We start from the raw sequence: 26863 nt of genomic DNA, 5'->3' as shown, positions 1-26863 counted from the left end.
TTTCTTATTTTTATTGCCAAGTACTATCTTATTTTTTCCCTTTTAATTTATAGGTTGCATATAAGAAAGCAATCCAGATTGGAATGGCAATAACTGAAGGTCTAAAGCTATCCATTTGATACATAACTACTACGACTACGGCTAGGAATAAAATACAGAGGTAGTTGATGATAGGATAAAATGGCGATTTAAATTTCAGTTCGTCTAGACGATTTTCTTTGATGAATAGGGAACGGAATTTTAAATGTGTGCCAATGATGATAAACCAACTAATTACAAGACCTGCTACTACGAGGGCTAGTAAGTGCATGAATACCTCCCCAGCTTGAGGGTAGAGATAAGTAGTCAATACGATGATTAATGCTAAGCCGGCAGAGAAAAGTGTGGCAATAAGAGGCACACCATGGCTGGACAGATTTTGGAAGATTTTAGGTGCATTACCTGCTTGAGCTAAGCCAAAGAGCATGCGGGAATTACTGTATAAAATACTGTTAAATACAGAAAGGGCTGCTACGAGCACGACTAAGTTTAAAATGTTAGATGCAGCAGGAATACCAATTTCTTCGAAGATTTGAACGAATGGACTGGCTTCAAGACCTACTTTATCCCATGGCGCAAGGGACATGAGAACCACCATTGTGCCGATGTAGAAAATTAAGATACGAAGTAATAATTCATTAATCGCTGTTGGTAAGCTTTTTTCTGGATCTTCTGCTTCGCCTGCAGTGATGCCGATTAAATCGACGCCACCGAAAGAGAACATAACCACGGCTAAGGAGCAGAGGAAGCCCCAAGAGCCATTAGGGAAGAAACCGCCATTATCCCAGAGATTATGGAAGTTGTGAGGGAAGGATCCCATAGTGGTAAATAAGATATAAAAACCGAAGAGAATCATGCTCACGATGGCCCCAATTTTAATGAAGGAGGCCCAGAACTCCACTTCTCCATAGGCTTTTACATTGACCAGATTAATGGCTGTAATAATAACTAAGCAGACTAAAGTAGTTAGCCAATGTGGTATGTCAGGGAACCAATAGCCTAGATACACAGCAATAGCTGCTAGTTCTGCCATGCCGGCGAGCATAAATAAGGTCCAATAATTCCAGCCTGCTAGATAGCCCATAAAGCCGTTCCAGTATTTATTGGCAAAGTGACTGAATGACCCTGATACAGGTTCACGTACTGCCATTTCACCGAGCATGCGCATTACAAAGAAAATAAAGAGACCAGCTAATAAATAAGAGGCGATAATACCAGGGCCTACTAATTTAATTGTTGGTGCTGATCCATAGAATAAGCCCGTGCCGACAGAGGCACCGAGGGCAATCATCTGCATATGACGATTTTTAAGTCCGCGCTTCATATGCTTTGAGGACTGATTGGTTTCAGTGTTGTGTTCACTCATAAGCGTTGTCTCCCCTTTGTGCATTAAAATTAATGCACAACCTACACATAAATAAAAAATAATTGCTTTTTATACATATAGCACTACTATCCTAAGTGTATAACGCTGCTACAGGTATAAGTATATAATGTCTAATGATAGAGTATATATATCTTTTTGGCAATATATTTATCAGTATTTTAATCATAATTTTGAAAAAAATATATAATTTATGGAAATATTATTTGATGTATGGTGAGGGATGTTGAAAATGAGTACGGATTTCCCTATAAAGGGTACACGCCATATTATTTAGTGTATGATGAGGCAAGCTGAAAAGAAGGTGGAAATGAAAGCATATTTGTGTATTTTCATGCCTTGCAAGATTTGCATACATTCTATGAAAAAATATAAAGGAATTTTGAATACCTATAGCGAATACATAGAGTAAATTGCGTTTTACGCTTTAAAGGAGGCGGTTCATAATGAAAGAGTATGCTAGTGATTTGATTCGTAATGTGGCTATTGTTTCCCATGACGGAGCGGGGAAGACAGCGCTGGTAGAAGCGTTATTACTCGCTTGTGGTGCCGTTGATGCGGTCGGAAAAGGCCAAGACAATAAACATATTATGGACTTTGAGCCTGAAGAAATTAAACGTAATGTAACAATTCAGCTAGGGATTGCACCTTGTGAATGGAAAGGGCATAAAGTTAATTTTATTGATACACCAGGCTATTCAGAGTTCCACGGGGAAGTACGTGCTGCCTTGCGTGCTGCCGATGGTATGTTGATGGTATTATCTGCAACCTCAGGCGTGGAAATTGATACGATTCGCGCTTGGGACTATGGTGTAGAGCTTCAAATGCCGCGCATGGCCTTTATCAATAAGATGGACGTAGAAGGGGCTGACTTCTTTGGCACCTTAGAAAAAATGCATGAACTATTTGGCAAGGCCATTATGCCATTACAGATTCCAATCGGTGAAGGTCCTGATTTTAAAGGCGTAGTAGACGTGGCGAAGCGCACAGCCTATGTATATGAAAATGGCAAGATGACAGAAGTGCCAGTGCCAGAAGAATTATCTGCTAAAGTAGAGGAAATTCGCGAGCTCACTGTAGAGGCTGCAGCAGAAGGTAATGATGAATTACTAGAAAAATATCTAGATGGTCATGAATTGTCCTTAGAAGAGATTCGTCAAGGTTTGCGCGAAGGTATGTTAACTGGTCGTGTATGTGCGGTTATGTGCGGTAGTGCGATTAATAATATTGGCATGGACCAAGTGTTAGACCGCATGATTCGCTACATGCCTGATGCGGCGAAACGCGTTATGACAGCGAAGGATGCAGACAATGGTGAACAAAAGATTGTTCATGTAGATAAGCCATTTACTGGTTTTGTATTTAAAACTGTGTTGGACCCATTTGCTGGTAAGCAAAGCTTTATCCGTATTTTCTCGGGAGAACTTAAAGAAGGCGACAAGCTGTACAATTCTTCTCAAGATGTAGAAGAAAAATGGGGTAAAATGTATACGCTCATTGGTAAGCAACAAGTGCCAGTGTCTGAAGCAGGGGCTGGGGATATTGTGGTAATTCCAAAATTACCTAATGCTAAGACGGGCGATACATTTAGTACGGCAGCATTTAAAGTGACTTATGATCCAATTCGCTTCCCTCAACCACTTCATACAGTGGCTATGATTGCAGAGAAGAAGGGTGAAGAAGAAAAATTAGCCTCTGCACTAGCTCGAATTGCAGAGGAAGACCCTACTTGCATTGTGACTAAAGACGTAGAAGGTCGTCAGATGCAAGTGCGTTGTATGGGCGAAGTTCATTTAGAACATATTTTAACTAAGATGGAACGCAAATATGGCGCCAAAGCTAAGTTAGAAAAATTATACATTCCATACCGTGAAACTGTACGTGGCACTGTGGAAGTTGAAGGTAAGCATAAGAAACAAAGTGGTGGTCATGGTCAATATGGTCATGTAAAAATTAAGGTTGAGCCACTATATGAAGGCGATTTTGAATTTGTAGACGAAATCTTTGGTGGTGCTGTACCTCGTCAATATATTCCAGCTGTTGAAAAAGGTGTGCGTGAAACACTAGAGCATGGCCTCATTGCTGGCTATCCTATGATTGGCGTGAAAGTGACCTTGTTAGATGGTTCGTATCACTCTGTAGACTCTTCTGAATTGGCGTTTAAAGTAGCGGCTGCACAGGCACTTAAAAAAGGTGTGCCTGATGCAAAACCAGTTCTTTTAGAGCCAGTATATGATGTTAATATTTTCGTTCCAGATGCATTTACAGGCGATATTATGGGTGATTTAACAAGTCGCCGTGGTCGCGTTTTAGGTATGGAGCAGGCAGAGCGTGCTGGCGTGACTGTGATTAAAGCGCAGGTGCCATTTGAAGAAATGCTTGATTATGTAACAGTTCTTCGCTCTATGACTCAAGGTCAAGGGGTATTTAATATGGAATTTAGTACTTATGAAGAAGTGCCTCATAAGACTGCTGAAGCCATTATTGCCGCTTATGTAGATGATACTGAAGAATAATCTTATGTAGATTCGCTTGTAAGGGACAAATGTGTTTTATATGTAGACTAAAAACTGGAAAAAGAGTACAATATAAATAGAAACAAACACTTACTTTGGTACTTTTTAAATACTCGCTTGCTTAAGCAAGTGTAGTGACACTGTTGTTTAGGAGTTTTACATGATTTTTGGACATATTAATGTGCCGTATGATACTCACGCATATGCACCTGTATTAGTGAAGGCCTTGGATTGGCTAAAAAATACAGATTTAACAAAACTATCGGCTGGGCGGCATGAGATTGAGGGCGATGCTATATACGCCAATGTAGATGATGTGATGACCCGCCAGTTCGTAGACACAAAGCCTGAGTCGCATAAACGGTATATTGATATACAGTTTATGGTGCGAGGCACTGAGAAAATTGGATTTTTACCTAAGGTGAATGAGATACCACCTACAGAAGAATATAGTGAACGAGATCTATACTTTTATGACCCATCATTAGCTGATGCCGGTATTATCACCTCGAATTCAGGTAATTATGCCATATTTTTCCCCGATGACTTACATCGGCCTCTAATCGCTGTAGACGACATACCGCAACCAATCCGTAAAGTGGTTGTAAAGGTGTGCGTAGATTTGTTAAAATAGAATAGCTAACGAACGACCGGTGTTTAGCCGGTCGTTTTTCTATAGATGTTTTTGTATTTTGACTAGAGGTAAGAGATTACATAGTAGAAAGGTTGTTTTTCATGGATTCCTATAAATTGGTGGGTATCGCATTGACGTTGTTAGGTGGTGCACTTTGGGGCCTCTCGGGGACCAGTGCCCAATTTATACAGCAAGCCCGAGGCGTAACGCCGGAGTGGCTACTGGTGTCGCGACTTATCATTGCAGGGATTATCACTATTCTATGGGCCTATTTAAAATATAAAAAACAATCTTTAGCTGTATTCTCCCAGCCGAGAGATATTGTTAAGATGATGATATTCGGGATCTTCGGAGTAGCTCTATGTCAATACTCTTATTTTAGGTCTATATTTTATGCTGGGGCTGGTATTGCCACTGTACTACAATATTTAGCACCGGCAATGATTGTAGTGTACATGTTTATACGCTATCGAAAGTTGCCCTCTAAAGGAGAAATGCTCAGCGTTGTGCTAGCTACGGTAGGTACATTTATTATTGCATTGCAAGGAACTTGGAATTTTTCTGCTATTGATGAAGTCGTATTATTCTGGGGCTTGTTGTCGGCGGTGGCTGTAGCCATTTATAGTATGCAGCCGGTATCTTTGTTACGCACCTATGGAACCTTGCCTATTTTAGGTTGGGCTATGTTGGGTGGCGGTATTGTAGCTTGGTTTTTATGGTGGCCTACGTCGATTCCTGGAACTTGGGACATGTATACGTATTTGGCGTATTTTGCCATTGTTATTTTAGGTACAGTAGTAAGCTTTAATGCCTATTTAGAAGGCGTTCGCCGCATTGGTGCCGTTCAGGGTACAGTGCTGTCCTCGATTGAGCCGATTTCAGCAGCTATTTTAGGTTGGGCGCTTTTGGGGAATCATTTCTTGCCATCTGATTATGTAGGCTTTATTTTAATTTTGATTACTATATTTATTTTGGCTCGAGAAAAAGGAAAATAAATCGTTAAAAGCTCATCTTGCATTTCATAGTGCAATATGTATTGTTTATGAGTACTTTTGATGGAATGAAGACGTTGACAATACATATAAAGCTTATAAAACTATAGGCAAAAATAAATATAATAAAGTCAGGAAAAATAAATTTGAACTTATAAAGTAAAATATAAGATAGAGAAAAATATAGAGGCTACTTAGCAATGAACAGGACGTATATTGCTAAGTAGCCTTTTTAGTTTAATCAAAATTTATTCAACTAATAGTGATTCATTATATGTGTCTATATTATAAAAAATAAGATGTGTTTTATCAGGGCTTACAGCGAGGCCATCGGCATACCATTCAATTTGACCATTGGGGTCATTCGTACCGCCATAGGCATAGATATAAACGGTGTAAGTATCAGGAATATTATGGGTAAATGTTTCATAGGAAAGATGTCCTAAATATTTCATTTGGGCTGCCTTATTTTCAGCAACTGTCATAGGACGTACATCAGCTGGTCGTTCATTTTGTATGCGGCTGAGTACGTCTCTCCATTTGGCATGTATTTGTTGTAATACAATGGGTGGAGCATGATGCGCTCGTGCCTTCCGTATTTCTTTCACATGTGCTTGCTCTGTTTTAAGTCGTTGACTCACTACTTCAGGATGCCAGTAGGTATAGGATACATCATTTAAATCCTTTAATTCTGAGGTGGTGCTAACCCAATAGGTAGGAATGAGTTGGTCCAGTGAAATAGTTGGATGATTGGCGTCAGGCACTGTGTAGATTTGTCTTTTGTCATGTTCGCCAGATAGTATGACTTTAAATTGTTTAGCTTCCCGTGGCGTCGTAATGATTTGAGCTGTTTCTCGCGTTTCATCAATTAGGCTTTGTGACTCTTCTGGTGACGCCTGAAAGGAGAGCTGTACATATTGTGTAAGGCCACCTTTGTAAGAACTGGCTTGGAAGCTTACATTCTTAGCGAAACTTGGAATTTTAACAGGGAAACTAGGGAATGGAGCGTAATCGGCTACATCATTTACAGGTAGGGATGTAAAGGCACGATTGTATTCAAGTTTTACTAGCACATGATTTAGAGATTTGTTTTTAGTCAAATCTTCTGGTGTTTCATTTGCATTTAAGTCCTTGGTTATTTTGTGCCAAGATTCAGGTAATGTTTGAGTATACAGTACACGGAACGGCGTAGGTATGATTTGGCGATTATTTTTCTTGGCATCGAATAAAACTTGCATAGGATGTTTTTCTCGTTGCACAGCGGAAGGGATTATTTCGTTCGTATTATGGTTGGCTGTTATAAAGGGACCAGGAGTTGCCATTTGCGCAGGCGTAGTTTCTTGAGCAATTACTAGGGTAGGAGGAACAGAGTGGTGGTTAGTACTGTCAGCACTCACACTAGCATACGAAAGAACCGACAAGGAGAGAAGGCTCATTAAAAGTAAACTTTTCATAGGTGTTGAAGATCTTGTGGATTTTGTAGGGCTCATAGAGTTTGTAAATTTCGTAAATTTTACAGGTTGAGTAGACACTATGGGCTTAGTAGGTTGTGAAGATTTCATAGAGACGCTCCTTTATAGTTGGCATATACTAAACAAACGCTGCTGATAGAAACATACGATATGTATACTTTTATTATACAACATAGGGTCATATATATAGCGATACAGTACAAAGATGTAGGAAAGAATTATAGTTCAAAGATGTGGTACAGTGCTATAGCACAAAACGGTGGTACAGAGTTATAGTACAGAGATATGGGACAAAGTTATGGTATAGAGTCATAGCTCGAAGATGTGGTAGAGAATTGTTGTGCAGAAGTTTTTAGCACATCTTTTCATATCGATAAAATACGATAAAGCATATTGACATATCTAGGAAAAGAGATATAATTAAAGTATGGAAAATCAACAATTACTAGACATTTTTAAAGCTTTATCTAATGAAAGTCGCTTGAAAATTCTGCAGTGGCTTAAGGACCCTAAGGCCTATTTTCCGCCCCAGAGCACTCATAGCGCTGAGGAAGACGTGTTTAAAGGAGGCGTCTGTGTGGGGAGTATCCAAGATAAATTAGGCATTTCCCAATCAGCTGTTTCTCATTATTTAGACATGATGCAACGAGCCGGCTTATTGGAATCTGTACGAATTGGCAAGTGGACTTATTATCGTCGCAATGAAGCGACAATTAAGACTTTAGTTGAGCATCTAGGCGAGAGTTTATAGCTCTTAGTGAGATGTCAGCTTTATAGCATTTTATGAATCATCAGATTTCATACGGTATTGGAATCAATTATACTTTATAGTGTTTTTATGACTGATTATGCTTTATAGCATTTTATGATTTGTCATGCTTTATATGTACCGATTTGTTTGTAAAGTATGAGTTTTTACAATCTAATAATCTAATACAAATAAAACAGCTATATCTCGCTTAGTAGGCGAAATATAGCTGTTTTTGTTTTGCTTATTTTTAATTAGTTAGGTAGGGTATAGGAGAAAATGAGTTAGACACTACCTATTGGCAAAAGCTCTATACTATGAGTAATTATCTTAGTTTAGCATAGACCCAAATACTATTTAAGAAGAAGAGGCATGCTGTGGCCCAGAAGAGGGCGGTAAACCCGAATAGGCCCATAAAGGTAGCACCGCCAACGGAGCCTAAGAAATAGCCTAAGAATTGAGTTGATTGATTATAAGAGAACACTTGCCCTGATAAAGATTTTGGCGTGTGAGTGGAAATGTATGTATTAAGTGCTGGTAATAACCCTGCTAGGCCAAAGCCCATGAGGAAACGTAGCACAGCTAGCTGCCAAGCACTAGTTACATAGGCTTGGGGAATGGTAATTAAAGCCGTGAATAATAAAGAGGCTATCAATATTTTGCGAGGCCCGATACGATCGATTAATTTTCCACAGAAGGAGCTGCTAAGCATTTGTGCAATCCCTGTTGAGGAGAAGACAAAGCCGGCTATGAGGGCTAAATGAGGTGTATTAGCAGGCATAATATCGTGAAGATACACAGTGATAATAGGTTGTAAGCTCATCATGGACATGGCGTAAATAAAGGTTGATACAGCGATGATGGTAAGCTCTTTGAAATAAGGCAATTGTTTCTTTAATTCCTTGAATCCCTTTGGCAATTCCTTTGGCTGTGGTTTATAATGCTCATGCACAAAGAAGAGGACGAGTAAAAAGGCCAGGCCTAAGCACGTAGCGGTAATAAAAAAGGTAATGCGTATGCCAAAGATACCAGCTAAATAACCGCCAATAAGAGGGCCTAAGAGAGAACCTGCTAGATTGGAAGAGGCCAGCAAGCCGAGTGCCCAACCTGTGCGATTTTCTGGCGTTTCGGAGGCTACTAAGGTAATAGATCCAGAGAAAAAACCTGAAACAAGGCCCTGAGCCATGCGAACTAGAACAAGTTGTAAAGGGGTGTGGACAAAGCCAATTAATAGATTGCAAAGCATCATGCCAAAACTTGCGCGCAGCAAGATGAGTTTGCGCCCTTTTCTATCGGCTAAGCGCCCCCAGAAAGGCGACACCAGGGCGACGACAATATATGTAATGCCCATGGCAAGGCCGGACCAATAGGCCACTTCAGCACTATCTGATAGGCCTAAATCATGTAGATATAGAGGTAATATGGGAGCGATTTGGCTCATTCCCGTAGCGGAAAGAAAGGCGCCGAATAAACAGACGTAGACAGTTCGTTGCCAAGCGGGCATAAATATCCTCCTTTAGAAATTGAATTGTAAATATATAATAAAATTTTCTCTTTTTTATTGTAACATACTTGTAAGAACTAAGGAAAAAGGGGGAGACGATTACCTATAAAATTAAAATTTTAAGAAAATTTCTCGATTTCTTCATTATTCTTAGGTATGCTAAATATGAAATAATATGTGTAAGACTATGAGGGGCTTTACATAGCGCTTGCTGATTGCATAGTTTCTAAGTAGTGATTGGCTGGTCGTATTCTGTAGGAAGAGCCTAGGTGGTCGTATTTTATATGCATAATTTAGGAGGGTATTAACATGAAGAAAGTTTTGCTATGGAGTTTAGTAGCCAGTGCATTAGCTTTACCTGTATATGGTAATTCTTGGGCAGCCAGTGAAGTAGGGAGTATGGATATGCCACAGGGCGTGTTGGAAAAAGCTGGTGTAGGTACAGGAGATATAGCAATGTCTTCTGTAAATAGCGTCAATATAAGCAATATGACAAACACTAATCCTGTAGTGGCGAATGTGGATAATGCGGCTAGGACAACTTCAGAGGCTGTTAATCGTACAACCTTGCCAATTGTAGATAATCGCAGTACAACGTTGCCAGCAGAGGGGATGAAAAAGCAAGGTGCTTCAGCAGTAGAGGCCGTAGTGGTAATTCCAAAGGTCTTTGGAGATGGTGAAAAAGTGAGTGCTGTAGCCCTAGCGTATCCAAAAGCGATTGATACGACTACATTAAGCACCGATGATTTTGCTGTGGAAGGGCGTGAAATCAGTCGCGTTTATACTAATTATCACCCTACTACCTCTTGGAAGGATAAGGGCGAAGTAGGTCGCTATGTAATTGTTGAATTAAAACAAGAAAATACAGTTCCTTTTGAACAAGGGAAAAAAGATGATAAAGGCAATATGGATAGCCCCAATAGTCAAGGTGGTGACAACAATCAAAGCACACAAAGCGCTCCAAATATTTCAAATGCTTTAAATACCTCAAACACACCAAACACACCAAACACTTCAAATACTCAAAATGCCCAAAACACCCAAAATACTGCTAAGGGGCCCGATGAAGAACCAGGCATGGGACTTATGAGAAGTAATCGTGTTATGCCATCTTTAGATGTGTCAGTAGAACAAACAGGGACGTTGAAATCATTGGATGGTACAGTATATTTAACTAATCGAGTACAATTAAAGCCAACAGCTCGTACAACAGATATCATTGATTCATTCAAAACTGTATATTATACAGATCCGGCTACAGGTTACACCATTCCTTACAATGTATATTTACCAGCTGGTTATGATGGAACCAAGAGCTATCCTTTATACTTCTTTGTTGCTGATGCATCTGCTAATAATAGTGATATTACGACGCCTTTATACCAAGGTAATGGGGCGACGATTTTTGCATCAGAAGAAGAGCAACGAAAACATGAAACTATCATTGTGGCGCCACAATATACGCAAAGCTTAGTTGATCAATTAGGTATGCTCACAACTGACCAAAATGAGTGGACTGAAGGACTCACTTTAGTGACTGATTTACTTTATCATGTTATTGACACCTATGCTGTAGATAAAGAACGTATATACGGAGTGGGGCAATCTCAAGGCGGTATGACCAATATTGCGATTAGTGATAAATACCCTGATTTATTTGCAGCTCAATGGCTGGTAGCTTGTCAATGGAATGTAGAAGAAATGAAAGCTCTCAAGGATAAGAAACTGTGGATTATTGTATCTGAAGGCGATGATAAAGCGTATCCTGGTATGAATGCCGCTACTAGTGAATGGGAAGCCTTAGGTACAAAAGTGGCACGCAGTGATATGTGGGATAGTTATTCCACGGCCAGTGAATTTGATACTCTTGTAAAAGCTACAGAAGCACAGCAAGCACCGATTAACTACACTGTATTTAAAGGTGGCAATCATATGTACACTTGGTCGGTAGCTTATACGATAGAAGGCATTCGTGATTGGCTCTTTAGTCAAACACGGTCTGGTAAACCAGTTAGCGAAACGGCGTCAGGCAAAGCTATGGTAGAGACAGCTAAGAAACAAGCATATCGTGAAAGTGGTCGTAAAGCTTTAGAGGAAGGCATTGCTTATAAAGACGCTGGTGAGTATAAAAAAGCAGAAGCTGCATTTAATAAAGCTGTCGCACTAGGGGATATGAAGTCCTATCGGTACTTAGGCTATATGTATGAACAAGGTCTTGGTGTAAAGAAAGATCAAACTAAAGCTTTTCATTATTTCTTAGAAGGGGCCAAAGCGGGAGATATTACTAGCCAAGCCCATGTAGGGCAAATGTATGTAGACGGTACAGGGACTATTAAGGATTATGGTGAAGCGTTAATATGGTTTGAAAAAGCAGCTACTAATGATACGATTATCGGCTCAGATGGTCTCGTTGGTTTGGCCGGCTTATATGAACATGGCTATGGAGTTCCAAAAGATGCGGTAAAGGCAAAAGAGTATTATGTAGCTGCTGCCGCACTTGGAAATCCTGTGGCCATAGAGTGGTTGCGTTATGGTGAGGTGATTTTATAAAATCCCTCTTGACAAAAATAAGTACCTTCTCTATACTCTATCTATAACTAAAGATAGTGACAGTGCAATACACATGTCCACTAGACAGAATGTTTTGTATGTCCATAATAGATGCAATGACTAAGACGGCTAAGTCGGGTAGTCCTCAGCGAGCTGAAGTATGGTGCGAGTTCAGCGGATGAAGAGTTAGCGAATCACTTGGGAGCATACAAATTGAAGTTTAACCAACTATTGATTTGTCGGTGAGCACCGTTATATGCGTGAGTGGCTTATTTGTATAAGTCAGTAGGGTGGTACCACGGATATTTGCGTTCGTCCCTTCGGGGACGGGCGCTTTTTTTATTGAGAGGAGAACTAGGAATGGATTACGGTAAAACATTACATTTGCCAGAAACTGAATTCCCTATGCGTGGCAATTTGCCAAAACGGGAACCAGAATTTTTGAAATTTTGGGACGATAATAAAGTATATGAAAAACGCCTTGAAAAACGTAAAGGCAACGAGCCTTTCGTGCTTCATGATGGCCCTCCATATGCAAATGGTAAATTGCATATTGGCCATGCGCTAAATAAAACTTTAAAAGATATTATTATGAAATACAAAACCATGCAGGGCTATTACACACCATACATTCCTGGTTGGGATACACATGGTTTGCCAATCGAGCATGCGGTTATTAAAAATACTGGTTTAAACCGTCATGAAATGTCACCGCTTGATTTGCGCGCTAAATGTAAAGAGTATGCGTTAGAATGCGTGGAAGAACAGAAGAAAGACTTTATCCGTTTCGGTGTGCTTGGCCGTTGGGAAGATCCATATTTAACTTTAAAACCTGCGTTTGAAGTAAAACAAATTGGTATCTTTGGTGAAATGGCTAAACGCGGTCACATCTATAAAGGTCTTAAAACTGTTTACTGGTGTACACATTGTGAAACCGCGCTTGCAGAAGCTGAAATCGAATATAAAGAAAAGAAATCATTCTCCATTTATGTTAAATATGCCTATGTAAATGAATTAAAACGTACGTTGCCAGAAGGCTTAGATACAACTAAGGCATATGCTGTTATTTGGACTACAACACCTTGGACATTGCCAGCATCTCAAGCAATTTCTGTAAATCCAAAACTTGAATACTCTTGGGTACAAGTGGGCGACGAATACTATTTAATGGCTACTGACTTAGTGGCTACAGCGCTTAAAGATGCACAAGTTGAAGAGTATACAGTACTTAATACTTTCTCCGGTGAAGAGCTTGAGTTAGCTACATTTAAACATCCATTTATCGAGCGTGTAGTGCCTGTATTCTTAGGCGAACATGTAACTCTTGACGCTGGTACAGGCTGCGTTCATACAGCACCAGCTCATGGTGAAGAAGACTTTTATGTATACCAAGCGTATAAAAAAGCAGGCAAAGTTGATTTTGAAATCACGTCCTTCGTAGGTCCTACTGGGGAATATGTAAAAGCCGTAGATAATGGCCGTTATGGAGATACTGAAGAAGTGCTCGCTGGTAAAGAAATTCATGATGCGGAAGTGCCAATTCTAAAAGTGTTAGCGCACAATGGTGCACTTCTTCGCAAAGGTTCTCTTCGTCACCAATATGCACATTGCTGGCGTTGTAAAAACCCTGTAATCTATCGCGCTACAGAGCAATGGTTCTCTTCTGTTGATGGATATCGTAAACAAGCTCTTGAAGTTATCGATAATCAAGTACAATGGATTCCTAAATGGGGCCATGACCGCATTTACAATATGATTGCTGACCGTGGGGACTGGTGTGTATCTCGTCAACGCGTATGGGGTGTGCCAATTCCTGTATTCTATTGCGATTCCTGCGGTGATTATGTAATCAATGATGACACTATCAAATCCGTTCAATCTTGGGTGGCTAAAGAAGGGTCTGATGCGTGGTGGAATCACAGTGCAAAAGAATTATTGCCAGAAGGCTTTACTTGCCCTCATTGTGGCCATGGTGAATTCCATAAAGAAACGGACATTATGGACGTATGGTTCGATAGTGGTTCTTCTTGGGCTGGCGTTCTTGAAAATGAAGGCCTTGATGTACCTTGCGCTATGTATCTTGAAGGATCTGACCAACATCGCGGTTGGTTCAACTCCTCCTTGTTGACTGGTGTAGCTACTACAGGTAAAGCGCCATACAATTCTGTATTGACTCATGGCTTCGTAGTGGATGGGGAAGGCCGTAAAATGTCTAAATCTGTAGGCAATACGGTAGCACCTTCCGATATCATTGATGTATATGGTGCTGATGTAATGCGTCTTTGGGTATCTTCTGCAGATTACCAAGGTGATGTACGTTTGTCTAAAGACATCGTAAAACAATTGTCTGAAGTATATCGTAAAATCCGCAATACATTCCGCTTTTTACTTGGTAACTTAGATGATTTCAATCCTAATACAGATAAAGTGCCATATGAACAATTATCTGAAATTGATAAATGGGCTTTACTTCGCTTAGAAGAAGTGCGTCAAAAAGTTACGGAAGCGTATGAAAATTATGAATTCCATATTTTATATCATACAATCCACAATTTCTGTACAGTTGATTTAAGCTCTTTCTATCTCGATGTATTGAAAGACACTATGTATGCAGAAGAAGCGACTGCAGTTGCTCGTCGCAGTGCGCAAACAGCTATTTATGAAATTGTTACTACGCTTGTGCGCATGGTGGCACCAGTGCTTTCCTTTACGGCAGAAGAAGTATGGCAATATATGCCAAAAGAAGACGGTATGGGCATCAGTGTAATGCTTGAAGATTGGCCAACTGGCAATGCCGCTCACTATGATGCAGCCTTAGCTGAAAAATGGAGCCATATCTTAGCTCTTCGTGGCGAACTTACAAAAGCTCTTGAAACAGCACGTCAAGAAAAAGTAATTGGTCACTCCTTAGATGCAAGTATCACTGTATATGCAGATGGTGCAGCATATGAAACATTAGCTCAAGTTAACAATTTAGCGGCTCTTCTCATTGTAAGTGAAGCGGCGCTTGTTGAAGGCCGTGCTAATGCACCAGCTGAAGCAGTTGCGACTGAAGAAGGTCATTTAAGCGTAGTAGTAAAACCTAGCGAATATGAAAAATGCGAACGCTGCTGGATTCATCGCGATACAGTTGGACAAGACAAAGAACATCCGACATTGTGTGATCGTTGTGCAGATGTGTTGTCTAAATAAGCGTTTTAGCTACTCTTGGGTTGCATAAAATAAAATAGAGCCTCTAAAGTACTGAGGATATTAATAAAAATAGTTTCTACTGGAAACCTCTCGTTAAGCGCGAAGAGGATTTCTTGTAGAAACTTTTTTTTGTTTAAGTCCTTTTGTATTAAGGGGAAGTGGCCTGTTTATTTCTAAATAGCTCAAAAAAGAGGAGCTAAAAATGTTAGCTTAGAATAGGATGGACATTTATTTTTGAGATGAGGAAAAAATTTTAATTGTTAGATTCGATTTAGTTATAAATCGAATAGGTTGTAATATAGATATATATCGATAGACTTAGTTAGTAAAGAAAAGAAACTCATTAGTTTCACAGATGGTGAAATCTTCACCATCCGTGTAACTAGTGAGTTTTTTAAATTTTTTATTATAAAAATATGAAGAGATTGTATAAAGATTTTGTTGAATAAAATTAATAATTAAACATAATTATTAATTAATTTATATAATTAATAAAAATAAGGAGATTAAAATACAATATAAAATATGAAGAAAAAATGAAAAATAAAGAAAATGAGATGAAATAAGTGTAAAATAAATTAAGGTAATGATTTTTAAATAAAATAAAAATAACAATATAATATTTGATTTATTTTGTTAAATATGCAATTATAAGTGTAATCAATGAATATGTAGAATAGGTGGAATTATAATTTCGCATAAACACTGCATTGGGATTAGTTAAAAGATTTTAAAAAGGAAAAATTACTGGTAATTTTTTAGGCTAGTGAAAGGATAGCTGGGAGACAACTTAATATGGCAGGTGTTAGGAGCGTAGTGTGATTTATTTAACATGAAAGGGGCATGTTTATATGAACAAACGGTCTAAGGCGCTTTTGGTTGCGTCAATAATTACAGGTTCGTTAATATATCCAGGGGGATATGGATATGCTGCGGATTTAACTGTTGATCAACAAGCGGTATATGATGCTGTAGTAGCTAAGTTTGGTTCACAGATTACAGAGTTACAAGGTTGGACAAGAGATTTATATATTAAGAGTAATGCTATGCCTACGCCTGGTACAGGCAAAGGTGTGGCATTAGGTAAAGACTCTATAGCGAAAAGTGAATCAGCTGTTGCCATTGGCAATGGGGCGAACGCGAGTGAAGAAGAGTATGCTAATGTAGCGATAGGTTCTGCTGCTCAAGCCTTAGGTGGTAGTACTGTAGCTATAGGTAGTGGAGCCCAATCGATGACTGGAGGAGCTGTCGCCATTGGGACCAATGTAACATTAACAGACGAAAATAGTAATGGAAGTACAAACTTCATCGGTATTGGTCATAGTATACATAGTAATGGTGTACGTTCTATTTTAATAGGGGAAGATATAGGAACAACTGATACACCTAATAAGCATGGGTATATGGTTGGCATTGGCTATAAAGTCAATCCAAGTTATGACTCAGTAGCTATTGGTAGTTTTTCAAGTACTCAAGGTAGTGGCGTCGCTATTGGTGCGGGAGCTCATGCATTAGCCGATAATGGTGTAGCTATTGGATTTACGAGCTTTGCTGCAAGCCAAAATTCTGTAGCATTAGGGCATAATTCATATGCTTACACGGGTAATGTAGCAGCTAAGTCGTATTTAAGTAATGAAGACTTTAGTGCTGATAATGGTGTGGTAGCCATAGGTAATAATTTTGAATTAACCTTAGGCGACACTAAATTTCCAATCAATCATCGCCGGATTACTGGTGTAGCTGGTGGTGCTGATGAATACGATGCAGTTAACGTGAAACAACTCAAAGCATTGAGTACAGATGTAGACACGCGAATTGCCAATAAAATGAATAATATAAATGGTAGTTCTGTTGAATATGTATCTATTAATCCTGATAGAGATGCGGATGAAATTATCAATAAAGACAATCATGGTGCAGAGAAACCAGGTGCCATTGCCATAGGTTCAGGGGCTACAACTAATGGATATGAAAGTATTGCTTTGGGGAATAGAGCCACGGTTGCATATGATGGTACAGAAGGAAAAATAAGTGGTGGTCAAATTGCTATAGGATTTGGTGCAACAGCAAATAGAGCAGAGTCTTTAGCTATAGGTGTAGAAGCTAAAGCTGATAAAGGGATTGCCATTGGAAATCTTGCTTATAGTAATAGTTCAACCGCTGTTGGTATAGGGGTAAATAGTAAAGCGAATAGTCAAGGCAGTATAGCTATAGGGAATTGGACTGTAGCAGAAGTTAGTGGTGTTGCTATTGGTGAAGATGCGGTAGCGCATAGTGATCAGTCAACTGCATTAGGATATAATACTGGTGCTTATACGGATAATTCAGTAGCCACTGGCTCTAATGCGGCCGTTTATAGTAAAGGGTCTATTGCTATTGGTAGTAATGCTGTAGTATATGCTGATGCTAAAGATCCTATAAATGAAGAGACATTCCAGGATAAGAATGACAAGCAAAAAGCAAATTATAAACCGTCACCTAAGAATAGTAATAGCAAGCCAGAAAATAATCTTTACTATCGAATAGGTACTACATCTGGGAATGGTATTGCTATTGGATCTAATGCTACAGTGAAGCAAGATCAAGGTCTAGCTATAGGGATGAATGCTATAAGTGAAGTACTTAATGGAGTAGCAATAGGTAGCAATTCCAAAGCAACTGTCAACTCTCAGGTAGTCGGATATGATCCCAATCGCGATGTTAAAAAAGATTTAGAGTCACCAGTTTGGAAATCTAAATTAGGAGCCGTATCAGTGGGCTACGGAGAATACACGACTGCGAGTGGTCGAAAAATGGCGGCTAATACCCGTCAAATTACTAATGTAGCTGCTGGCTTTAAAGATACTGATGCAGTGAATGTAGCACAGCTTAAGTCATTGAATCAAAAGGTAGATACTAATAAACTTTCTTATGTATCTATTAAATCCAAAGAAACAGGTAACAAAGATAATTTAGGTGCAACAGGCACTGACTCTGTAGCTATTGGGCCTAATGCACAATCTATTGGTAAAAATAGTGTAGCTCTAGGCTCCAATGTAAAAGCTAGCATTGCAGATGCTATCGTTATTGGTAGGGATATTACTGATGGCAAGGGGATTATAGTAGGTGTGAGTTCGGTAGCAACTACAGACCATAGTATTGCTATTGGTGTAGAAGCAGATGCATCCGGTAGTGCTAGAAATACAGCAGTAGGTTGGAAGTCTAAAGCTACTGGTGACTATAGTGTGGCCTATGGTCAAAATAGTCAGGCGTTAGGAGAATCTTCAGTTGCACTTGGTACAAGTGTAACCGCTAATGGTAAGGCTGGCATTGCTATTGGTAATTCGGCTGTTAGTAACTCTGAAAATAAAACGGAATCTTCTATTGCCATTGGTGATAGAGCAAAGGCTGAAAGTAATGCAGGGGTTGCTATAGGGCTTAGAACAACTGCTTCTGGCGATAGAAGTACGGCTTTAGGCTTTTTTGCAAATTCGAGTGGTAAATTTGCTACAGCATTAGGTGCAAATACCGAAGCAATAGGGGACAGTAGTGTGGCCATGGGCTCTAGTGCCACGGCTGAAGCGGAACGATCTATTGCTATCGGTTCGAATTCTGTTGCTGATAGAGCGGCCGGTACATTTGGTTATTCACCTGAGGCTGGCGCATTTGCAAATGAAGGTGAATTAATTACCTATTTAGGTAAAGTTGATGAATATAATGCATTAACGACACAGGCCATAGAAAAGAATAAAGAAATGTTAGAGAAAAAAGCCGCTGCTGATGCAAATCCGGGGGATAGCACTTTGCTTAAGGCTGCAGTACAGGCTAGAAAAGAGCTTTTTGCAATTATAGATGAGAGGAATAAACTAAGTGCTGCCTATAAATCAGGTTTAGGAGCTGTTTCAGTAGGTAATGAATATGCCACTCGGCAGATTACTCATGTGGCAGCTGGTACCGAAGATACAGATGCTGTTAACGTAGCACAGCTTAAAGCGTTGAACAATAAAGTAGATGCGAATGAAATTTCTTATGTATCGATTAATTCTACTGAAACGGGTAATAAAGATAATACAGGGGCAACAGGCACAGACTCTGTAGCTATTGGCCCTAATGCAAGTGCTAGTGCCAATAATACGGTAGCCCTAGGTTCTAATGTAACAGCTGGTATTAATAATGCTATTGTAATAGGTAGTAATATTACAGATGGCAAAGGGGTTGTTATTGGTGTAAATTCTGCTGCAACATCAGAACACAGTGTTGCTATAGGTACTCATGCTACAGCTGGCGATACAAATCAGTCTGATGTGGCGATTGGTAACTATGCTAAAGCTCGTGGGTATAGTGTGGCCATCGGTGATGGTGCGAATGCCTTTGATATTAATGACCCAACAAGTGATGCGAGTGGACTTTCTGTAGCTATTGGTTCTAGTGCAGCAGCAACAGGTCAAGGTGGCGTAGCCGTAGGTCAAGGGGCTAAGGCTGCATTCCAATCCAATGCCATGGGCTCTGGAGCTAAGGCGACTGGCCGCGGAACTGTTTCTATTGGTGATACTTCAGAGGCTAGTGCTGCAGCTGCCGTAGCTCTTGGTAATCGGGCTAAAGCAACAGATACATTTAGTATGGCTTTAGGCATGGAAGCAGAAGCTATAAAATCTGGCAGTATTGCTGTTGGCGCACAAACAAAAGCTAATGGTGGCTGGTCACTAGCTGTAGGTAGAAGTACAGTAGCTAATGGAGAGTTGACAACGGCTTTAGGCTATAAAACAACTGCAGATGGAGCTCGTTCTATTGCTATTGGTCCATGGGCTAATACCTCAGAAGGCAGTTATGGTACAGCTATAGGTTATAATGCAAAAACTAAGGGAACCAATACTATTGCTTTAGGTGGCTATACGGAAGCTTTTAGTGATAAAGCAATGGCTTTAGGCTACTACTCTGAAGGTAATGTTGAAAATGGTGTTGCTCTAGGTGCATATTCGGTAGCTGATAGAGAAAAAGGTAAACTTGGTTATACAGTCGATGGTGTAACCTTTAATAAACCAGAAGATATAGCTTCATATTTAGGAAAAACGGCAGAATATGAGGCGGCTACAAAAGACTTTAATGAAAAAGTAGCAGCGTATAACGCTAAATATGCAGAACTAGAAAAAGATCCTAATAATGAACAACTAAAAGCTGAAGTAGATACATTAGAAAAGGCTGCTTATGCTAGTCAAAATGCTAGAAGTGCTATTATTTCACCATATGTATCTGGCTTAGGCGCTATTTCAGTAGGTACTGCATCTGATACTCGTCAGATTACTCATGTGGCAGCTGGTACCGAAGATACAGACGCAGTTAATGTAGCTCAGTTGAAACAGGTACAAAAGTTAGCTAATAATCATACAGCTATCAGAGTAAACGATGTAGGCCCAGTAGCTGGTGCCGATGGTGCCTATGGTGAGTATGTAAATACGAATGGCTTAGCTGTAGCAGTTAAAGATGTTGAAGGGCAAAAGATTTATGACTTCAAATTAAGTAAAGACATTACTGTTGGTACACCAGGCAAGGACGGTAAGCCGGGCGAACCAGGCACACCAGGTGAAGCTGGTAGTATTACGATTATTGGTGAAAAAGGTAAAGATGGTGCTGATGGAACGCCAGGTAAGAATGCAACAGCTGAAATTACTGTTAAAGAAGGCACTCCAGGGGTCGATGGAAAAGACGGCGAAACTATCACTCGTATCGTTTATGAAACTGGCGAAAAAGATGGTAATGGTAACCCAATTGTTACAGAAGTAGCTACTCTCAATGATGGGATGAAATTTGCTGGTGATGACAACACTAAATATGTAGCTAAGAAACTTAATGAACAGCTAGATATTAAGGGTGGCGCTGCAGCTGATACTTTAAGCGATAATAATATCGGCGTAGTTGCTGATGTAGATCCTAAGACTAGTGAAATTACTGGCTTACGCGTTAAATTAGCGAAGAACTTAGCTCTTGCAGATGGTAGTGTAGCCTTTGATGAAGCAGCAATTGATGCTGATGGTAACAAGTTAGTAAAAGGTCAAAACGGTAACTGGTATACAGATTTAACTGATGCTGTATATGATGAAAATACTAAATCTTACACTAAAGGCAATGAAACATTAGATCCAGTGAAAGCACCAAGTGTAGGAACAGTAAAACTATCCGCTACAGGTCTAGATAATGGTAACCAACGGATTACTCATGTAGCTGCTGGTACAGAGAATACTGATGCTGTTAACTATGGTCAGTTAACAGCTCTCATTTCCGAAACATCTGATACCATTGGTGGTAAACATACAGCCATTAAGGTAAACGATGTAGCGCCAGTAGCTGGTGCTGACGGTGCCTATGGTGTTTATGTAGATACTAATGGCTTATCTGTAGGGGTTAAAGAGGTTGATGGTCAAAAGATTTACGACTTCAAATTAAGCAACGACATTACTGTTGGTACACCGGGTAAGGATGGCAAAGATGGTACGCCTGGTAGCATTACTATTGTCGGCGAAAAAGGTAAAGATGGTGCCGATGGAACACCAGGTAAGAATGCAACAGCTGAAATTACTGTTAAAGAAGGCACTCCAGGGGTCGATGGAAAAGACGGCGAAACTATCACTCGTATCGTTTATGAAACTGGCGAAAAAGATGGTAATGGTAACCCAATTGTTACAGAAGTAGCTACTCTCAATGATGGGATGAAATTTGCTGGTGATGACAACACTAAATATGTAGCTAAGAAACTTAATGAACAGCTAGATATTAAGGGTGGCGCTGCAGCTGATACTTTAAGCGATAATAATATCGGCGTAGTTGCTGATGTAGATCCTAAGACTAGTGAAATTACTGGCTTACGCGTTAAATTAGGGAAAGACATTAATTTACCTGATGGTAGTGTTCGTATTGATGGTACTACTGATGAAAAAGGGAACCCAACTGGCGGTATCTATATTGCTAAGCAAAATCCTACGCCGAAGGTTGCCGGTAAAGACGCACCGGATAAGGCTGAAGAAGGTTTATATATTACTGGCTTAAGTAATATAGATTGGAATCCTGGCACTAATGGTATCGTTGAAAATCGAGCAGCTACTGAAAAGCAATTACTAGCTGTAGCTGATAGTAGTGCTAGAGTTGATGCATCTAACTTATCTGTTGAGAATATAGCGAGTTGGAAAGGTAAACTTGGTATTGATGATACAGTATTAGGTGAGGCTGGTGCTTGGAAGCTTCAAGTTAATGATGCAGGTGAACGTTCGATTAAGAAGAATTCAATCATTAACTTTAAAGATGGTGCTGAGATTAAAGTCACACAATCTGGTAATGATATTACAATTGGTGTAGATCCTGCTTTTGTTAAAAAGGTAACAGATAATACTGCTAATATTTCTAATTTAACTACTCGTGTAACTAAGGTAGAAGGTGACATTACAACTATCGGTGGTAAGGTTACAAACTTAGAAACAAAAGTCAATACTATTACTAATAATGGTATTGTTACTAAAGTTGAAGGCGATGAAGCGACCGGCGTAAAAGTAACACCTGTTGATGCAAATGATGCGACTAAGGGCGTACAAGTAAGTCTTGATGAAAAAATCACAGTGGGTGGTATTGTGATTGATGGTACGAAGGCAGAGGATGGAGCTTCGGCTAGTCATACAATTACTGGTTTAACTAATACAACTTGGGATGGCGAGACTTATGAAAGTGGTCGTGCAGCTACCGAGGATCAGCTTCATGCAGTAGATGGTAAAATTACAAATATTATAGATAATATCAGTAGTATTGCTGGCGGGACTACAATTAAAGAAGGCGATGGCAATATTAAGGCCGTTAAGACTGAGGACAAGAATGAATATACATTATCCTTGAACAAAGACTTGAAGGTTGAAAATAGTATTTCTGTTGCTGGTAACGAGTACATCACTAAAGATGGAATCAATGCTAATAATCAAGTGATTACTAATGTAGGTGAAGCTAAATTAGAAGCTGGCTCGAACAATGCAGCGACTGTTAATCAAGTCGTAGAAGTACGTGATCAATTAACTGAACAACTTGGCGGCGTAGCTAATGTAGTTCAAAATAATACACGTCAAATCTCTCGCTTAGATTCTAAGATTAATAAAGCCGGTGCAGGAGCCGCTGCCTTGGCAGCACTTCATCCATTAGACTTTGATCCAGACAATAAGTGGAATTTCACAGCTGGTGTGGGCACATATCATGGTGCTAGCTCAGTCGCTATTGGCGCATTCTACCGTCCTAATGAAGAAACTATGTTTAGCATTGGTGGCGCTGTAGGTAATAGCGAAGATATGATGAATATCGGTGTTAGCTTGAAGTTTGGTGAGTCTAATCCATATGCAGGTATGAGTCGTGGTCGCTTGATTGAGTATGTAGAGCAACAAACAAATGAAATTGATGCTCTGAAAGCACAAAATGAAAGTCAAAATGAACGAATTCAAAAACTTGAAGAACTTGTTCAATCTTTGATTGTAAGTTAATAGGCGAGAAGTGACTCTTAGTGGAGAGGCAGTCTTAGCTATGTGTTAGTTAAATTACAAGCAATAAAAGCATGTGAATTAAAATGTAAAAAGTTATATGAATTGTCATATAAGAAGATATGGATAAAGGGGGGACTCTATGTAGGAGGGATACATGACACTTTATCATTTTATGTAGATTTGTAGTGTGTATACTTTGGGACTGTACCTACATGTCTGACTAAATATATTAAAATCACAAATGGTCTAAAGGGCTCTAATGGTCAGTTGGTGAACTGTCATTAGGGCTCTTTTTTGTATTTAATTCATGTATAATTTTAAGCGCGAAAGGAGCAAATGATTAAGCTTATAAGATATACGTAGAAAATTAAATATTACATTTAGATTGTTTAAGTTTCGGGACTAGATCTAGAAGTCCAAGCATAGAAATTATGTGTAGTAATTTAAACTTAGACATTATACTTAGTAGTTTAAGCTTAGACCTTATATTTAGTAGTTTAAGTTAATAATTATATTTGGCATTTTAGGTTTAGCGCTTGTGGTTAGCTATTTAAGCGTAGTAGTTGGATTCAGTAGCTTGAGTCTAGGGGCAAAGATAGGAACAATCCTATATATAGTGTATAATTTAAAGTATTAAACAGTTATGTGAAGGAGGCTATGATGACAAAATTTAATGAACTGGAACAAAACGAAGTAATGAAATCGAATGAAGTAATTGAGCCGAATTATGTAAATAAAGGGGGCTCTGCTGTGGAGTCAGCGAGCCATTCACGTACTGATGTGATGGAGCTTTCTTTGAAGAAGCCGATTAAGCTTATCGTTTCTGATGTAGATGGTACGCTAGTGAATCGAGATAAATATGTAACGGAACGCACCATTGCGGCCGTCCAAGCTGCTATGGATCAAGGGATTACAGTGGCCGTTGCTAGTGGCCGCGCATGGGGGGAAATGGCTGAGGTAAAGCGCAAGTTGCCTCGCATTACACATTATATTTGTAGCAATGGGGCTGTTGTGTTAGAACGCGTGGATGCGGATAGTACGAGGACTGTATTCCACCAATCCTTTAGTAATGCAGCTGCATTGGAGCTCATGGATGCATTACTTCCTTTTGATGTATATATTGAAGCTTATTGTGGTGAAGCAATTTATGGTGATAGAGAAGAGATGACAGAATTTGCTAGCCAATTAGATCCTCATTTATTACCGCTTATGCAAGCCAGCCGTACCATGGTTGATGGATTGCGCGATTATATTGAAAGTACTGGCATAGAGTTGGAAAAAATTCAAATTTTCTATGGCAATGAGGAAAAAAAGCAGGCAATACTACAACATTTTAAAGGCCAAACCGAGTTCAATATTATCGAGTCTAGTGAAGGCAATTTAGAATTTGTTCAGCCTGGTATTAGCAAGGGGCGTGCAGTGGCATCATTGGCAACATCATTAGGTATTACAGCAGAAGAAGTAATGTGTATTGGCGATAGCAATAATGATATTTCAATGCTTGAGTATACGCCTGTGTCATTTGCTATGGGGAATGGAGAAATGACGGCTAAGGCAGCGGCTACCTATGAAGCCCCTACCAATGAAGAAGAGGGCGTAGCAGTAGCTATTGAGTCAGTCATAAAGGCAAGCCTATGAAATTTGCTATAAAGCCGGATTGCTGTGTGCATTGTGGTGCTTGTGCTTTAGAATGTGAATATGAAAGTATCGTGGATAACCGTCTTGAAAACTGCTACAAAATTTTAGATAATTGTGTTGGTTGTGGCGATTGTTACGAGATTTGTCCTGTAGGTGCTATAGAGATTATTGAAAATAAATCTTAGCTCCATTTAGTTTGAATGTGGGATGAAGAAATTGAGTTAAGTAACGTAATAGAGGGTGTTGAGGAGTAGTTTAAGGTAAATAATCCATTATGGTAATTGACAGGAGATATCATTTACTATACAATGTGTTTGATAATAATTTTTGTTTGTTAGTTATGTTATAAATTCAGCAAATAAAAAGTGTAAAATAGATAATGAAAAAATAGAATGGATGCTAAGTAGCGTCTGGAAAATTGTATATCAGGAAAGCCAAAAGTTGGCCTCGTTTGAAGTGACTCCATAGAGTGTGAGTTAGACCATAGAGTAAGTGCTGTAGTTTCTTTAGAAGCACTGTATCAGTATATGGTGAAACCAGATTTTATGTAGAGTAACTATGTGTAGTATAGTGATCGAAATGAGGAATTTTTGTATGAAGCGCGTCGATTTGACGACGAAAACTAATGGAAAGAGCCTGAGCAGTTTACCAAATGTTACGCCGCATCGTACTGAAATAGTAGGCAGTTGGGCTGTAACAGGTCTGACTGCCTTTTTGTTGCTTGCCATAGTGGCAGCCATTGCCCTAGGAAGTGTAGTCATTCCAGCTAGTGATGTGTTAGCCATTGTGATGGCAAAGTTCAGTGGCCAAGAAATACATCAGATTGCCCCAGCTTTAGTCGATATTGTGTGGGATATTCGGGTGCCACGGGTAATATTGGCTGCTTTAGTAGGCGCAGGACTCGCTCTTTCAGGCACGATTATGCAAGCCTCGGTGCAGAATCCTTTAGCAGAGCCCTTTATATTAGGGATTGCTTCAGGGGCCTCTGTAGGTGCTGTCGTGGCGATTCTCTTGGGATATCTTTTAGGAGCGGCCAATGTAGGCGTTCCCCTTTGGGCCTTTGGTGGGGCCATTGTAGCCACCTTAGCCGTGCTAATGTTAGCGGGCATGGGAAAGAAGATTTCAACAGTAAAGTTAGTACTCGCAGGTGCTGTAGTGAGTGCATTATGTACGGCCTTATCTAATTTTATTATTTATATGGCTGGCGATGCAGAAGGTATGCAAAGTGCAGCGTTTTGGACAATGGGGTCATTGGCAGATGCTAAGTGGTCGATGTTATTGTGGCCAATTTTAGTAGTTGCTGGAATGAGCCTATATTTTTTGTCGCAAGTTAGAGTATTAGATGCCTTATTATTAGGCGAAGAAATGGCCATAACACTGGGCATTAATGCGACTCGCAAGCGTTATATTTACATGGCATGTATGGCCTTGTTAACAGGCGTACTCGTATCACAATGTGGCATTATCGGCTTTGTGGGCCTTGTTATACCGCATATGTCGCGCAATCTTGTGGGCGTAGGTCATAAACGTTTGTTGCCAGTGGTAATTTTAGGTGGTGCTATTTTCTTAGTGCTAGCTGATTTACTGTCTCGCGTGCTCTTGCCTGCTGGCGATTTGCCGATTGGCATTTTAACGGCTCTATTAGGAGCGCCTCTCTTTATGAAATTGTTGTTTGGCAGTAGTAAAAACTTTGGTGCATAGAGAGGGCGAT

General features: G+C 39.7%; 13 protein-coding genes and 1 other annotated feature. Of the genes, 10 read left to right on the top strand and 3 right to left on the bottom strand.

What is annotated here, in order from left to right; translation table 11 throughout:
* Positions 1-28: 28 nt before the first annotated feature.
* Complete coding sequence (locus tag QZR90_RS00805; RefSeq protein ID WP_295787713.1) at positions 29-1405, bottom strand: amino acid permease; 1377 nt, start codon at positions 1403-1405, stop codon at positions 29-31.
* 464 nt (positions 1406-1869) lie between these two features.
* Between QZR90_RS00805 and fusA the strand changes: the two genes are divergently transcribed.
* The 3 genes from fusA (at position 1870) to QZR90_RS00790 (ending at position 5568) form a co-directional block, all read left to right on the top strand.
* Complete coding sequence (fusA, locus tag QZR90_RS00800) at positions 1870-3939, top strand: elongation factor G (protein ID WP_295787711.1); 2070 nt, start codon at positions 1870-1872, stop codon at positions 3937-3939.
* Between the two features lie 160 nt (positions 3940-4099).
* Complete coding sequence (locus QZR90_RS00795; protein ID WP_295787709.1) at positions 4100-4573, top strand: YhcH/YjgK/YiaL family protein; 474 nt, start codon at positions 4100-4102, stop codon at positions 4571-4573.
* Positions 4574-4674: 101 nt separating this feature from the next.
* Positions 4675-5568: a DMT family transporter gene (locus QZR90_RS00790; protein WP_295787707.1), complete on the top strand. Its 894-nt coding sequence runs from the start codon at positions 4675-4677 to the stop codon at positions 5566-5568.
* 245 nt (positions 5569-5813) lie between these two features.
* Here the strand turns inward: QZR90_RS00790 and QZR90_RS00785 are convergent, their stop codons facing one another.
* On the bottom strand, positions 5814-7127 hold the full coding sequence (locus QZR90_RS00785; RefSeq protein ID WP_295787705.1) for a hypothetical protein: 1314 nt from the start codon (positions 7125-7127) through the stop codon (positions 5814-5816).
* A 337-nt stretch (positions 7128-7464) separates the two neighbouring features.
* Between QZR90_RS00785 and QZR90_RS00780 the strand changes: the two genes are divergently transcribed.
* Complete coding sequence (locus QZR90_RS00780) at positions 7465-7788, top strand: helix-turn-helix transcriptional regulator (protein WP_295787703.1); 324 nt, start codon at positions 7465-7467, stop codon at positions 7786-7788.
* Positions 7789-8110: 322 nt separating this feature from the next.
* Here QZR90_RS00780 and QZR90_RS00775 read toward each other — a convergent pair whose 3' ends face one another.
* Positions 8111-9289 carry an MFS transporter gene (locus QZR90_RS00775; RefSeq protein WP_295787701.1) on the bottom strand — a complete coding sequence of 393 codons (1179 nt, stop codon included), beginning with the start codon at positions 9287-9289 and terminating at the stop codon, positions 8111-8113.
* A 309-nt stretch (positions 9290-9598) separates the two neighbouring features.
* Between QZR90_RS00775 and QZR90_RS00770 the strand changes: the two genes are divergently transcribed.
* The 6 genes from QZR90_RS00770 (at position 9599) to QZR90_RS00745 (ending at position 26853) form a co-directional block, all read left to right on the top strand.
* Positions 9599-11839 carry a hypothetical protein gene (locus QZR90_RS00770; RefSeq protein ID WP_295787696.1) on the top strand — a complete coding sequence of 747 codons (2241 nt, stop codon included), beginning with the start codon at positions 9599-9601 and terminating at the stop codon, positions 11837-11839.
* Positions 11840-11946: 107 nt separating this feature from the next.
* Positions 11947-12162 (top strand) — a binding site (T-box leader).
* A 37-nt stretch (positions 12163-12199) separates the two neighbouring features.
* The gene (gene ileS, locus QZR90_RS00765) at positions 12200-15031 is read left to right on the top strand and encodes an isoleucine--tRNA ligase (RefSeq protein ID WP_295787693.1); all 2832 of its coding nucleotides are present in this window, start codon (positions 12200-12202) and stop codon (positions 15029-15031) included.
* An 851-nt stretch (positions 15032-15882) separates the two neighbouring features.
* Positions 15883-23514, top strand: coding sequence for a YadA-like family protein (locus QZR90_RS00760; RefSeq protein ID WP_295787690.1), 7632 nt, complete (start codon positions 15883-15885; stop codon positions 23512-23514).
* A gap of 660 nt (positions 23515-24174) precedes the next feature.
* Positions 24175-25152 (top strand): HAD family hydrolase, encoded by a 978-nt coding sequence (locus QZR90_RS00755; protein WP_295787687.1) that lies wholly within the window; start codon positions 24175-24177, stop codon positions 25150-25152.
* Positions 25149-25337 carry a 4Fe-4S binding protein gene (locus QZR90_RS00750; RefSeq protein WP_295787685.1) on the top strand — a complete coding sequence of 63 codons (189 nt, stop codon included), beginning with the start codon at positions 25149-25151 and terminating at the stop codon, positions 25335-25337. Before QZR90_RS00755 ends, QZR90_RS00750 begins: the two co-directional genes overlap by 4 nt.
* 409 nt (positions 25338-25746) lie before the next feature.
* Positions 25747-26853: an iron ABC transporter permease gene (locus QZR90_RS00745; RefSeq protein ID WP_295787682.1), complete on the top strand. Its 1107-nt coding sequence runs from the start codon at positions 25747-25749 to the stop codon at positions 26851-26853.
* The last annotated feature ends 10 nt before the right edge of the window (positions 26854-26863 follow it).

The organism is uncultured Veillonella sp. (assembly GCF_900545795.1).
Taxonomy (GTDB): domain Bacteria; phylum Bacillota; class Negativicutes; order Veillonellales; family Veillonellaceae; genus Veillonella_A.
This window is presented reverse-complemented; position numbering and strand designations above follow the sequence as displayed.

Bases quoted from the DNA above. Each gene is read 5' to 3' on its own strand.
- QZR90_RS00805 (WP_295787713.1), bottom strand. From the start codon at position 1,405: ATGAGTGAACACAACACTGAAACCAATCAGTCCTCAAAGCATATGAAG.
- fusA (WP_295787711.1), top strand. From the start codon at position 1,870: ATGAAAGAGTATGCTAGTGATTTGATTCGTAATGTGGCTATTGTTTCC.
- QZR90_RS00795 (WP_295787709.1), top strand. From the start codon at position 4,100: ATGATTTTTGGACATATTAATGTGCCGTATGATACTCACGCATATGCA.
- QZR90_RS00790 (WP_295787707.1), top strand. From the start codon at position 4,675: ATGGATTCCTATAAATTGGTGGGTATCGCATTGACGTTGTTAGGTGGT.
- QZR90_RS00785 (WP_295787705.1), bottom strand. From the start codon at position 7,127: ATGAAATCTTCACAACCTACTAAGCCCATAGTGTCTACTCAACCTGTA.
- QZR90_RS00780 (WP_295787703.1), top strand. From the start codon at position 7,465: ATGGAAAATCAACAATTACTAGACATTTTTAAAGCTTTATCTAATGAA.
- QZR90_RS00775 (WP_295787701.1), bottom strand. From the start codon at position 9,289: ATGCCCGCTTGGCAACGAACTGTCTACGTCTGTTTATTCGGCGCCTTT.
- QZR90_RS00770 (WP_295787696.1), top strand. From the start codon at position 9,599: ATGAAGAAAGTTTTGCTATGGAGTTTAGTAGCCAGTGCATTAGCTTTA.
- ileS (WP_295787693.1), top strand. From the start codon at position 12,200: ATGGATTACGGTAAAACATTACATTTGCCAGAAACTGAATTCCCTATG.
- QZR90_RS00760 (WP_295787690.1), top strand. From the start codon at position 15,883: ATGAACAAACGGTCTAAGGCGCTTTTGGTTGCGTCAATAATTACAGGT.
- QZR90_RS00755 (WP_295787687.1), top strand. From the start codon at position 24,175: ATGACAAAATTTAATGAACTGGAACAAAACGAAGTAATGAAATCGAAT.
- QZR90_RS00750 (WP_295787685.1), top strand. From the start codon at position 25,149: ATGAAATTTGCTATAAAGCCGGATTGCTGTGTGCATTGTGGTGCTTGT.
- QZR90_RS00745 (WP_295787682.1), top strand. From the start codon at position 25,747: ATGAAGCGCGTCGATTTGACGACGAAAACTAATGGAAAGAGCCTGAGC.